This window comes from Bacteroides sp. An269 (assembly GCF_002159755.1).
In the GTDB taxonomy this organism is placed as follows: domain Bacteria; phylum Bacteroidota; class Bacteroidia; order Bacteroidales; family Bacteroidaceae; genus Phocaeicola; species Phocaeicola intestinalis.
Genome location: NZ_NFJG01000120.1, coordinates 1 through 13,460, shown reverse-complemented (window position 1 = coordinate 13,460; position 13,460 = coordinate 1). Strand labels below are relative to the sequence as shown.

General features: G+C 48.9%; 6 protein-coding genes. 2 read left to right on the top strand and 4 right to left on the bottom strand.

Features of this window, described 5'->3' with window-relative positions:
- Window positions 1-274: 274 nt before the first annotated feature.
- The 4 genes from B5F71_RS16455 to B5F71_RS16440 form a co-directional block, all read right to left on the bottom strand.
- Window positions 275-4,234: a hybrid sensor histidine kinase/response regulator transcription factor gene (locus B5F71_RS16455; protein ID WP_087212439.1), complete on the bottom strand. Its 3,960-nt coding sequence runs from the start codon at window positions 4,232-4,234 to the stop codon at window positions 275-277.
- Between the two features lie 98 nt (window positions 4,235-4,332).
- Window positions 4,333-5,649, bottom strand: coding sequence for a TolC family protein (locus tag B5F71_RS16450; RefSeq protein ID WP_087212434.1), 1,317 nt, complete (start codon window positions 5,647-5,649; stop codon window positions 4,333-4,335).
- Entirely contained in the window at window positions 5,646-8,678 is a 3,033-nt protein-coding gene (locus B5F71_RS16445) for an efflux RND transporter permease subunit (protein WP_087212431.1), read from the bottom strand. The genes B5F71_RS16450 and B5F71_RS16445 overlap by 4 nt, the downstream gene beginning before the upstream one ends.
- A 15-nt stretch (window positions 8,679-8,693) precedes the next feature.
- Entirely contained in the window at window positions 8,694-9,770 is a 1,077-nt protein-coding gene (locus B5F71_RS16440) for an efflux RND transporter periplasmic adaptor subunit (protein WP_022040797.1), read from the bottom strand.
- 377 nt (window positions 9,771-10,147) lie between these two features.
- Between B5F71_RS16440 and B5F71_RS16435 the strand changes: the two genes are divergently transcribed.
- Together B5F71_RS16435 and B5F71_RS16430 are read left to right on the top strand one after the other, a co-directional pair.
- Window positions 10,148-11,767, top strand: coding sequence for a sialate O-acetylesterase (locus B5F71_RS16435; protein WP_087212436.1), 1,620 nt, complete (start codon window positions 10,148-10,150; stop codon window positions 11,765-11,767).
- Between the two features lie 79 nt (window positions 11,768-11,846).
- Complete coding sequence (locus B5F71_RS16430) at window positions 11,847-13,340, top strand: MFS transporter (protein WP_087212428.1); 1,494 nt, start codon at window positions 11,847-11,849, stop codon at window positions 13,338-13,340.
- Window positions 13,341-13,460 lie beyond the last annotated feature (120 nt).

Here is a 13,460-nt window from a genome sequence, read left to right as displayed (position 1 = left end):
CGCTCCTGTTCTTCGTCAGATAGCCCGCTATCTTCCTCATCACAGAAGCAAAAATGCCTCAAAAACTCATCCCAAATCATCGCACGATAAATTCAAAACAGCTTCTAAAATGAATATCCGCAAAATGCCAGCAGATAAAAGAAATTAGAAGGAGTTATGCCTTCGGCAGGAGTTAAAGGACAATAGTATTGGCTTCTAACTCCTTTTAACTCCCTCAAATAACTCCTTCTAACTCCTTATTGGTAAAATACGGACATTCATAAAAAACCGCCCATCAATTCGTTGCGGTTTTTCCCGATGCAATGAACTTGCCGGGCGTCATGCCGAACTGTTTCTGAAAGCACTTACTGAAATACGATGGATTGCTGAAACCTACCATGTAACTCACTTCGCTGATGTGGTATTTGTTTTCTTGCAACAGCAATGCCGCCTTTTTCAGTCGTACCAATTGAATCATCTCATTGGGTGTAACGTTTGCCAGCGCTTTTATTTTCGCGAACAAGCCCGAACGGCTGATGCCTAACTTTTCGGCAAGAAAATCGACCGACAAATCGGGGTTGTCGAAATTGTTTTCTATCAGTTGGTTCATCCTGGTCAGAAACTCTTCGTCTGCCTGGTTGCCCGCTATCGTGCTGATGGGCACTACCGGCATCTGCGAGAATTTCTGTTGTAATTGGCTGCGCAAGTCCATCAGGTTTTTCACGCAGGCTTCCAGGTATTGCATGGAAAACGGTTTCTCGATATACGCGTCCGCGCCGCAATTCATGCCTGCAATCTTCGAAGCGTTATCGGTTTTTGCCGTCAGCAGGATAAAAGGAATGTGACTGGTCAGCCGGTCTTCACGCACCCGGCGGCACAATTCGATACCATCCACGTTGGGCATCATCCAGTCGCTGATGATAAGCGAAACTTCTTGTTCTTTCAGTCGTTGTAATGCTTCTGCGCCATCGGCTGCGGTAATCACTACATAGGCGGTGCCGAAGCTGTCTGCCAAAAAACTTGACATGTCTTCGTTGTCTTCCGCTATCAAAACGACAGGCAGCTTCTTATTCGCCAAACCGGCAGGCTGCACCTGCAGAATGCCTTCGGGCACTTCCGGGACTTCTCCGGCAGTTTCTATGGAGTCGGTTTTCTCTTGCCGCACCGGCAGTGTAACACGGAAAGACGAACCTTTGTTTTCTTCCGACAGTACATCGATGCGTCCGTGGTGAGCTTCTACAATGCCCTTTACGATGCTTAATCCGATGCCTGTACCCGGCTTGTTGTCGTGCGCCTGATAGAAAGGACGGAAGATAAGTTGCAGTTCTTTGGGGCTCATACCTTTCCCGTTGTCGGTTACGGTCAAGGTAAACGTATGCTCTTGCGCAGCAAATTCCATCTTCACCTGGTCGCGGGTGTACTTATTGGCGTTTGTCATCAGGTTGCTCAGCACTTTGGTGACCGCCTCGCGGTCTACATCGGCACGGAAGTCTTCGGGCGGATAGACCTCTGTCAGCGTAATGCCCCGTTGTTCCAGCGAAGGCTGGAAGCGCTCACACACGGCTTGCATCAGTTCTTTGATGTTCTGCGGCGCAAAACGCATTTTCATTTCGTTTTGTTCCACTTTGCGGAAATCCAGCAACTGATTTACCAGATAGAGTAAACGCTGGCTATTACGATCGATGATATTCAAGTCGTTGCGCACTTCCGACGGCAGATTTTGCGTAGACTGCATCACCTTTTCCAACGGCCCGATGATGAGCGACACAGGCGTACGGATTTCGTGTGCAATCATGGTGAAAAATGAAATCTTGGCTTCGTGCATTTCTTTTTCCTTCCGCACATTCAGTTCATCAATTGCCTGCGCATGCTTTTTTTCACTGCGGCGTATGATGTAGCGTGTCGATGCTGCCAGTACGAACACGAACAGGATGAAGTATGCTACCTTAAACGGAACCGACAAGTAAAAAGGAGGATGGATGACAATACGCAAAGCGGTGCCTTCTTCGTTCCACACCTTGTCATTATTCGAAGCTTTCACCCGAAACGTATAAGTCCCGGCAGGAAGGTTGGTGTACGTGGCATTGTGCTGTGACCCGACGTAGTTCCAGTCTTTATCAAAGCCTTCCAACATGTAGGCATACTGGTTTTTCTCTGGAGTGCAATAACTCAATGCTGCATATTTCAGGGTGATGACATTATCGGTATACGGCAGATGCAGTTCTTCTAATTCGCCGATAGCAGCGGGTAGTATGCCTCCGTTTTCGGTAGCGATGGGTTTGTTGAATATTTCCAGTCCGGTCAGCACTACGGCAGGGGCTTGTATGTTCGATTTCAGGCGGTGCGGATGAAAACGGTTGAATCCATTGATGCTCCCGATATAAATTTCACCGCTTTTCGACATTTGCACTGAAGCGGGCAGGAAAGCTTCGTTCTGCAGCCCATCACTGCGGGTAAACACTTGTGTCCGTCCGTCTTCCGGATGATATTTTACCAGTCCTTTCGCCGTCGTGAGCCACAAATGCTCGTCACTTTCCGCTATAGCGTTGATGCATTCGTTCGGAATGCGCAAAACTTGTCTGCCGAACCGGTCTTCTTTCTCCTGATACAGGCAAAGCCCTTCGCCCGTGGCTGCCCATAGCCTGTCTTTCCGGTCGATGTACAACTGATTGACAATCTGGCTGGCAATGCCTTCCGCCTTGCCGTAAACCTTCCATTCTTTTTGTTCCGGCTGGTAGCGGTACAGCCCGTCACCCTGTGTGGCAATCCACAGGTAGCCTTTCGCGTCTTCTTTCATGTCGATGACGATGGCATTTACCTGTTCGATGCGCGTCAGGCTGTCCGTCGGGCGGTCGTAGCGGCACACCGAGGACATGGAGCCGGTCCATATCTGTCCCCTTCTGTCCTTGAATATGGTGTAGATGCTGGTTCCTTCCGGTTCCCGGTCGCGGTAATCTTTTATCGCTCCGGTTTTCCGGTTCAGGATGCGGATGTTTTTCCCGTACGTGCCTACCCACAGGTTATCGCCGTCTATGCATAGCGCGTGTACGTTGTCGTTGGCAAACGCCGCTCTGCCGGGAAAGTCTTCAAACCTGCGGCGGATGGGGTCGAAGCGACTTAATCCTCCATCGTCCGAGGCTACCCATATCTTGCCGTCCTCGTCTTCGCAAAAGCGACTGATGATGGTGCCTGTGAACAGACCATTCCCATTTGCGTCCGAATACCCTTCGAACTGTCCGCTGTAAGGCGGCAAGTAATTGATGCCGTTATAGAAGGTGCCTATCCAGATACCTCCCTCCCGGTCTTTCAGGATAGGATAGATAAACCGGTCGGAAAGCGCTTTGGTTTCTTCGCCATAATAAGCATACACCGCACTGCACCCGGTAATCCGATCAATCAGTGCCAGACCGTTATCCGATCCTGCCAATAATACATTGGACGAGTATTCGCCGATGGCATGGATGTGCGAAATGCCTTTGTCGCCATGCGGTTCCATATAACGTTCCACCGCTCCCGTCTGTGGATTGATTTTCCATATACCCTCTGTCCACGTACCTGCCCAGAGGTTTCCTACTGCATCTTCCCACATAGCCATTGAATAGAACGAGTCGGGATTGTCTTGCAACGGAAAGGCGGTAAATTGATTCTTCTGCTTATCGAACCTGTACAGCCTTGCCCAAGTAGATGCCCATAGTTCTCCCTTTTTGTCGCACAACAGGTAGAAAATGTTTCCGTCATCCTCCCGCATGGGGTAATGAGCCAGTTGTTTTCCGTTGGCATACCGGAAAACCCCTTGCGAACGGGTAGCTATCCAGACGTTACCTTGTGGGTCGCAGACGATTTTAGTAACCCAACTCTGGATGGGGCTAAGGCTATCTGCCGCCACCGGACGGAAAGGAATGATTCGCTCCGGCTTCCGCTCGAAAATGTATACGCCACAATCGGTGCCCAACCACAGACTGTCTCCCCTCTCGCAAAGACAAGAAATGGTATTAGTAAGAAATTCTGGTGAAGAAGAGCTTTCTTTCTGATAAAACGTAAACTCGATTCCATCGAAACGATTCAGTCCGTTGTCTGTACCTATCCAGATGTATCCTTCGGCATCCTGTAAAATATCGTAAACAGTATTCGATGACATTCCGTTTTCTATGTTGTAGTGTCTGAACTGGAACAGGGAAGGCAGTGCATCGGCAGCCGCTCCGAATAAACAGACATTGCATAACATCCACAGACAGAATAGTTTCTTTATATTCATGGAATTAATGATTTTCGAATAACGGCGCAATTTACGGAAAATAATTTAAAAGAATGTCATCTGTCTTGATTTTTATTTTTTGGGATTATTTGTTCATTTCATTTCAGATACACCGTGATTTTTCCGCTCAGCTGGAGGAGAGAGATTTCACACATTTTGGTGTCATACTCGGCAGAGAGGATGCGTTCTTCGGCATCGAGCAGGCTTTGTTGTGCCTCACGCATTTCGATACCGGACAGATTTCCCAAGAGATAACGCTCTTTGGCTATCTCGTGGTTCTCTTTGGCGGCTATCAGGTTCTGGCGTTCCAGATGCAGCAGGCGGAGGTTGTTACGGTATGCCTGCCACAGGTTGCTCAAGTCGGCACGCAAGGCTTGCTCTACCTGCTCGCGTTCCAGCTGGGCGTTGCGGATGGCAAGGCTGGCATTGCGCTTTTCGCGCCGGCGGTTTCCGTCGAAGATATTGAAACCGATGGTGATGCCTCCGCTGAATCCCCAATTGTTGCGCTGGCGCGTGGCGTTCACATCGTATTTATTAAAGGTATAGCCATATCCCGCATTCAGGCGCAGGTAGGGATAGTTGCGCGAGAGGACTTTCTTGTAGTCCAATTGAGCCAAGACGGTATTTTGGTCGGCATGCAAGAGATTGGCATTGGTGCTTAACGTGGCATTCCAAAGCTCGTCGAAATCAAGGATGCGGTTCAGGTCGATGACCGAATCACGCACCCGGATGGGACGGTCGACATCTTTATTCGCCATCAGTTCGTTCAGGTTGATGCGCGAGGTGTGCACCAGTTCCTGCTGCTTCATGTACTGGGCACTGTCGGCATTGAAGTCTACCGTTGCCTGTTGGAAATCGAGACGCGAGAAATTACCGATGTGGTACCGCTCTTCTACAATGCGCAAACGTTCCTTCGAGAGCGAAACGGCATAGCGGAAGTTCTTCAGGCGGATTTCCTGCTGGATGTAGTTATAATACTCGGCGGTGAGCGTAGCGATGAAATCCTCAATCGCAATCCGGGTATTGGTAGCTCCCTGACGTTCCAGTTCCTGCAATTGCTTGTAAGTGGTAGAGATATTAAAGCCGTCGAAGATAGTCCAGTTCAAGTCGATGCCTGCATCGAGGGTATGGTCGAGCACATTGCGTTCGGCTACCGTACTCCCGTCGACACGCAATTTCGAATCGGAACTGTTCAAGTCACCGGTATATCCTGCGGTAAAATCTACCGTAGGCAGATAACCCGCATTGCCCAACGTGGCGTTGTTCTTGCTGATTTGCTCTTCGTTGCGCGAGATGCGGAGCGAATAGTTGTTCAGCAATCCTTCTTCCAGGCATTGCTTCAAGGTATATTCATATTGTGCCTGAAGGGGAAGAGCGGCAAAAACGGCTATTATCAAGATAAGAATCTGCTTCATACGTTCTTGGTTTTGTTTCGGTTAGTGGATATGTACGAATAAATGGCGGGCACGATGAACATGGTGAGGAATGTCGATACCAGCATACCCCCCACTACTGCCGTTCCCATAGCAATGCGCTGGTTGGCACCTTCGCCCGTGGCAAACGCCAAAGGAATAAGTCCCAATACCGTAGCCGCACTGGTCATCAGGATGGGGCGCAGGCGCTGGAGGGCAGCATCGCGGATGGCTTGCATCTTTTCCTCGCCTGCCTCTTGCTTCTGGTTGGCAAACTCCACAATCAGAATGCCGTTCTTCGCCACCAGTCCGATGAGCATGATGATGCCAATCTGGCTGAAGATGTTCATGGTGATATCCCCGAAATACATGAATATCAATGCGCCGGCAATGGCAAGGGGCACGGTGAGCATGATGATGAGCGGGTCTTTAAAGCTTTCGAACTGCGCCGCGAGGATGAGGTAAATCAACGCCAACGCCAGAATAAAGGCAAACATCAGGCTTGACGAGCTTTCCCGATAGTCTTTCGAGTCGCCCGAAAGTGCCGTACGGAAGGTTTCATCCAAGGTTTCGGCGGCTATCTTGTCCATTTCGTCCAATCCCTGGCCGATGGTCTTTCCTTCGGCAAGACCCACCGATACCGTAGCGGAAATAAATCGGTTGTAGTGATAAAGTTTGGGCGGGGTGATTGACTCGACAAATTCCACAAGATTGTCCAGCTGAATCATTTCGCCTTTATCGCTCCGGATATAGATGGAGCGGATATTGGCTGGCTGGTTGCGCTGCTGGCGGTTGATTTGCCCCAATATCTCGTATTGCTTGCCGTTCATGTAGAAATACCCCATGCGCTGGCCGCTCAATCCGTACTGGAGGGTTTCGGCAATATCGCGCACGCTTACCCCCATCGTTCCTGCCTTGTCGCGGTTGATGTTGACCTGCATTTCGGGGCTGCTGAACTTCAGGTCAACATCCGCCATCTGGAAAGTCGGGTTATCGTACACCTTATTTAAGAAAGCGGGCAATACTTTTTCCAGCTTGTCGATGCTAACTGCCTGAAGCACGTATTGCACGGGCATGCTGCTCCGCCGTCCGCCGAAAGAAGACTGCTGCTGGACAAAGGCGCGTGCTTTGGTCTTGGTCTTGATGGCTTGCGAAAGCTGCTCCGCCATCTCCATTTGGCTGTAGTCGCGTTCGTTGATATCCTTCAACGTAATCTGGATGTTTCCGCTTCCGCTCGATACCCGGGCTGTGACCGCCTCGGCATCGGGTATGAGGGAATCCACCAGCAGGTTGATGTCTTCAGTATAGTCTCGGATATATTCGTAGCTCGCCCCCTCGGCGCCACGGGTGTTGATTGTGATTTTCGAACGGTCTTCCAGAGGTGCCATTTCTGCCGGGATATGCGTCCAAAGCACACCGATAAGCACCAATGTGACTGCAGTGAAAATAATAGCCCAATACCTGCGCTTCAAGAATGCGCTCAACCCACGGGCATACCAGTAGTTCATGCCTTCGAAGAATGGTTCGGTCTTGCGGTAGAACCAGCTTTGTCTTTCGCGTTTCTTCAAGAGTTTGGTGGCAAGCATCGGCGTAAAGGTGAGGGCGGCAAAGGCAGAGATGAGCACCGAACCAGCCACCACAAAGCTGAACTCGCGGAACAGCCTGCCGCTGGTGCCTTCCATGAACACAATGGGGAGGAACACCGCTACCAGCGTGATGGTGGTAGACACTACGGCAAAGAAGATTTCTTTTGCCCCCTCGATGCCTGCCTCAAAAGGCTCCATACCCCGTTCGATACGGATGTAGATGTTTTCGGTCATTACGATGGCATCGTCTACCACCAGTCCTACCGAAAGCACCACCGCCAGCATGGTCAATACATTGATGGAGAAACCCGCCACGTACATGATAAAGAAGGCACCGATGAGCGAGACCGGAATCACGATAATCGGTATCAGCGTGACGCGCCAGTCGCGCAAGAACAGGAAGATGATGACGATAACCAAGAAGAAAGCCTCGTAAACGGTACTCTCCACTTCGGCAATGGAGGCACGGATAAAGCGGGTATTGTCGAATCCATACGTGTAAGACACATCATCGGGAAGGTCTTTTTCCATCTGCTTCATACGTTCGTACACGGCATCGGCTATCTCGATATGATTGGCTCCGGGCTGAGGGATGACCACCACGCCCACCATCGGCACACCGTTCATCTTCATGTAACTCTTTATGTCGGCAGCACCCAGTTCGGCATACCCGATATCGCTCAGTCGGATGACTTGTCCGCCTACCTCCTTAATTACGACATTGTTGAACTCGTCGGCGGTATGCATTTGTCCCATGGTGCGCAAGGTCAGTTCTACGGTATTTCCTTCGATGCTTCCCGAGGGAAGTTCTACGTTCTCGTTGTCCATCGCATTCTTCACGTCAACTGGAGTCACACCATAGCCTGCCATCTTTACGGGGTCGAGCCACAAGCGCATCGAATAGCGTTTCTCGCCCCATATCGACACGCTGCTCACATCGGATATGGTCTGAAGCTGCTCTTTTACGGTCAGGTCGGCTATCTCACTCAATTCTAAAAGTGAACGGTTATTGCTCTGGATAGCCACCATCAGGATGGGGCTGGCATCGGCATCGGCTTTCGATACCGTAGGCGGGTCACAGTCACGAGGCAGATAGCGCTGGGCACGCGAAACTTTGTCGCGCACGTCATTGGCAGCAGTCTCCAAGTCAACAGAAAGTTCAAACTCTACGGTGATGCGGCTCTGCCCCGTCTGGCTCACACTGGAAAGCGAACGGATGCCGGGGATACCGTTGATGTTCTGTTCCAAAGGCTCGGTTATCTGGTTCTCGATGACATCGGCATTGGCTCCCGAATAACTGCACGTTACGGATATGATGGGATTGTCCACCGAGGGGTATTCGCGTACACCCAAGGTCGTATAGCCTATCAATCCGAAAAGCAAGATAATGATGGTAAGCACGGTGGCAAGCACCGGCCTGCGGATACTGAGTTCGGAAATATTCATAAGGCAGGCACGGTTTTAGTTGATATTATCCAATTTTACAGGCATTCCCGTGCGGAGCTGCAAGGTTCCGGAAGTCAGGATGGTATCTCCTGCCGCTAACCCACGGAGTATCTGCACTTCGGATTCGGTTCGGATGCCTATCTCCACATCGACAGGCATGGCGATTCCTGAGCGGTATACGAAGACCTTGTTCTGCCCCATTTCGGGCACGATGGCTTCGGAAGGGATGGCGATGGCATCCTGTATCTCACCTTGGCGCAATTCGACATCGGCATAGCGTCCGGGAAGCAATTCGGCACGGGTATTCGGGTAAATCGCACGTACGGTCAGGGCATGCGTCTCGGGGTCAATGCTCGACTCCAGGGCATATACTTCCGCTTCGAAGGCATCCAGATGCCCCTCTACCTTAAATGATAGCTTCGTACCTTTCCGTATCTTACGTGCATAACGTTCGGGGACGGCAAATTCCACCTTAATCGGTTTTATCTTGGTAAGTTTGGCAATGACAGTTGTAGGCGAAGCGTAGGCACCCATACTGACCTGCCGCAAGCCTATCACTCCATCAAAAGGAGCACGAAGCTCGGTCATGTCAATCGTGGCACGTACGTTTTCGATATCGGCATGAAGGGTGGCAAGCTCGGTTTTCACCTGTTCGTAAGCCTCCTTACTTACAGCATCGCGCTGGAGCAAGGCGTTCTGGCGGAACACGCGGTCTTCGGCAAGCGGCATCTGCGCTTCCAGTCTTTGCAGCTGTGCCTGAAGCTGGCTGTCGTTTACCTTGGCAAGCAATTGCCCCTGGCTCACCATTGTCCCTTCCTGAAAATTGATGTCAACGATTTTTCCTGATGTTTCGAACGAGAGGTCCACTTCCTCATCGGGTATAAGCTTGCCGCTTACAAATAATTTATCGGTCAGTACGTGGGGGCGCACCACCTGCGCGTTCACGTTCAAGATTTGCTTTTTCTCGGCAGGCATTTTCCTGTCCGCCTCATTGAGTTCGGTATTCTCTCTCGGTGTAAACGAATAAATGCCCAATCCGGTCAATCCGGCTATTATCGCCACGATAATCCCCCATTTAATCCATTTGTTCATGTGCCTTTCATGCTAATTTTGGTTTCTACTAATGCTTATGTGTTGACAAAAGTAAGAAAACGTTTAAACAAAAACCACTTTTTTTAAAAATATTCACAAAACAAGATGCGATTTGTTCCCTTGTCACGCTAGTGTTCATACTGATTTGCTTTCCGAACAAAGCCTCCAAAACAAAGCCCAAAATACATCTCTCGACAAGTGTCCAAAATGGACGTTTTATGTTTTATATCATAAAATGTAACATACGTGATAAAATATGTAACAAACAAAGAGTCGGATGTATCATAGAGAAAAGTTTTTGAAGCATTTGTGAATACGAAATAGCTAAACTTTCCATATATTTGCATAGGACCAAAACCAATCAAGTATTAATTATGATGAAAACAAATAGGTTGAATATTAAGTTAGGGTTAGTTTTATTACTTTGTCTTTGCTTCGCCGCGATTGGCGAAGCAAAGATCTCTTTGCCTTACTTAATAAACGACGGCATGGTATTGCAACGTGGAAAAGCAGTACCTATATGGGGAACCGCTGATGCAGGCGAAAGTGTTACCCTCAAGTTTGCAGGAAAAGAGTATCAAACCACTGCCGGTCCGGATGGAAACTGGAAGATCATGCTTCCTGCCATGAAGGCGGGAGGCCCGTATGACATGCAGATAAACGACATTACCTTACATAATATATTAATAGGTGATGTATTCCTCTGTTCGGGACAATCGAATATGGAGCTGACTGTAGCACGTGTAATGGACATGTTTGCCGATGAAATAAATGCTTACGAAAACACAAACATCCATTATCTGAAGGTTCCATATTGCTACGATTTCAATGAGCCGCAAAAAGACATCAAAAAAGCCGAGTGGCAACCGTTGGACAAAACGCATGTCATGGGATATTCGGCTTTGTGCTATTTCTTTGCCAAGCAACTTTACGAAAAAACAAAGGTACCCGTAGGTATCATCAACTCAAGCTGGGGAGGAACTCCCATCGAAGCCTGGATCAGCGAAGAAGGTTTGCAAGACTTCCCTGTCTACACACACCAAAAAGCAGTATATGAATCGAAAGAACTGATAAACAACATCCAACAGATAGAACAAGCCCGTGGACGTGCCTGGCAAATCGAACTTTACAAAACCGATAAAGGCACTCATGCACAAACTCCGTGGTATGCCGAAAATTACGATGATTCGGCATGGCAAACCGTTGACATGTTTTCACCTCAATGGGCTACCAACGGATGGCGCCCGATAAACGGTGTACACTGGTTCCGTCAGCAGATTGACCTGCCTGCCTCGTGGAACGGAAAAGAAGCTACGTTGCGCCTGGGATGCATTGTGGATGCAGACTCGGTATATGTCAATGGAAAATTCGTAGGAAGCGTTGCCTACCAATATCCTCCACGTATTTACAACATCCCGAAAGGACTTCTGAAAACAGGCAAAAACCAAATAACCATACGCCTGGTGAGCAACGGAGGACTCCCTTCTTTCGTAAAAGACAAACCATATAAGCTGATTTGCGGGACAGAAGAGACTAACCTCTCGCAACAATGGAAACACCGCATAGGAACAGAAATGCCTCAGGCTCCTTCGTCTACAGCTTTTCAGAATATGCCCATCGGACTCTATAATGGCATGATTGCCCCTCTGAGAAATTATGTGTTCAAAGGCACTGTATGGTATCAGGGCGAATCAAACACAGGTAAATGGAAAGAATATGCCAGCCTGCTGAAATCGTTGATGAAAGACTGGCGGAAAACCTTCGGAATGCCTGAAATGCCTTTCTACATCATGGAACTTGCCGATTTCATGGCTCCCGACAATCCGGGCAGAAAAGGATGGGCAGCTTTGCAGGCACAACAGGCGAAAGCCGCAGAAGAAGACCCGCACGCCACCCTGATTCCCAATAAAGACACAGGCGAGTGGAATGACATCCATCCGTTGGACAAGAAAACAGGAGGCAAACGACTGGTAGAAGCCGTTACCCAAAGTTTTTAAACCTACCTCACAAAATAAAAGGGAATTGCCAAAAAACATAAATAAAACCAAGAACCAATTAAAGAATTAAATACATACCATGAACGCACTACAGAATCAAAAAGTCTCCATGGCCGAAAAAATCGGTTACGGATTGGGAGACTGCTCTGCGAACCTTGTGTTCCAGATGATGATGATTTATCAAACAAAGTTTTATACCGACGTATTCGGACTGGAAGGAGCCATTGCCGGAACTGTTATGTTGGTAGCACGCATTGTAGACGCTTTTGTAGACCCTACCGTAGGCATTCTTTCCGACCGTACGCAGACACGTTGGGGAAAATACCGCCCCTGGGTATTGTGGACAGCCATACCTTTTATGGTATTCTATATTCTGGCATTCTACAATCCCGGCATTGAAGACAAAGGGCTGGTGGCATTGTATGCAACCATCTCCTATACGTTATTGATGACGATGTATTCATTCAATAACACCCCCTACTCTTCACTGGGCGGCGTCATGTCGGGCGACATCAAAGAACGTACCAGCATCACTTCCGTACGTTTCATATTCTCAACTATCGGACAGTTTGTGGTTCAAGGACTAACATTGCCCCTGGTCGGCAAATTCTCGGAAGACGGCGATAAAGGACATGGATGGCTATGCACGATTTCCTTATTTGCTGTAGTGGGATTCATCTTCCTTGCCATAGCTGCCTTCTCGGCAAAAGAACGCATTACCCCACCGGCCAATCAAAAGACCAATTTACGCGAAGATATCAAGGATATTTTCGGAAGCATACCTTGGCGCGCAATGTTCGTGTTGACTCTATTTGTCTTCATCACCCTAGCCATGTGGGGAAGCGCTATGAACTACTATTTCGAGCATTACGTCGATGCGGGAGCCCTCTATAACTTCCTCGACCGCATGGGACTGGTATCTGCCGAAGCACAGGATTCAATAGGTTATCATATATTAAATGCATTCGGGCTGATAGTGAGCTCCCCTGACAAAGCCTACGAAGTAGGTTTCGGTGTATTCAACATGCTGGGAGCATTGGTACAATTTTTCGGTGTAATCATTCTTTCCAACTTCCTTGCCAACCGCTTCGGAAAGAAAAATACATTCATTGTATGTCTGACACTGACCGCCATCTTCACGGCAATGTTCTACTTCCCGGCGAAAGAGAACATTGAATTGATGTTCTTCCTGAATTTCTTGAAGAGTCTGGCATACGCCCCCACCGTACCTCTGCTTTGGGCAATGATTGCCGATGTAGCCGACCATTCGGAATACATCCATTACCGCCGTGCCACGGGGTTCACTTTCGCCGGAGTGGTATTTGCCTTAAAAGCCGGCCTGGGTGTAGGAGGTGCCATCCTTGGCTTCCTGCTTTCTGGCTTTGGCTATGTATCGGGAGTCGGAGCTGTACAAAGCGAATCGGCTATCCACGGAATCATTCTCTCGTCCAGCCTGATTCCTGCAGCCACGTTCTTTGTTGGAGTAATTGCCTTGTGTTTCTATCCTATCACCAAACAATATAACGAAAAAATGCAGGCAGAACTCGCCGAACGGAGAAGCAAACAAAATTAAATGACAAAGTATCAGAAGCTGTTTTGAATTTATCGTGCGATGATTTGGGATGAGTTTTTGAGGCATTTTCGCTTCTGTGATGAGGAAGATAGCGGGCTATCTGACGAAGAACAGGAGCGA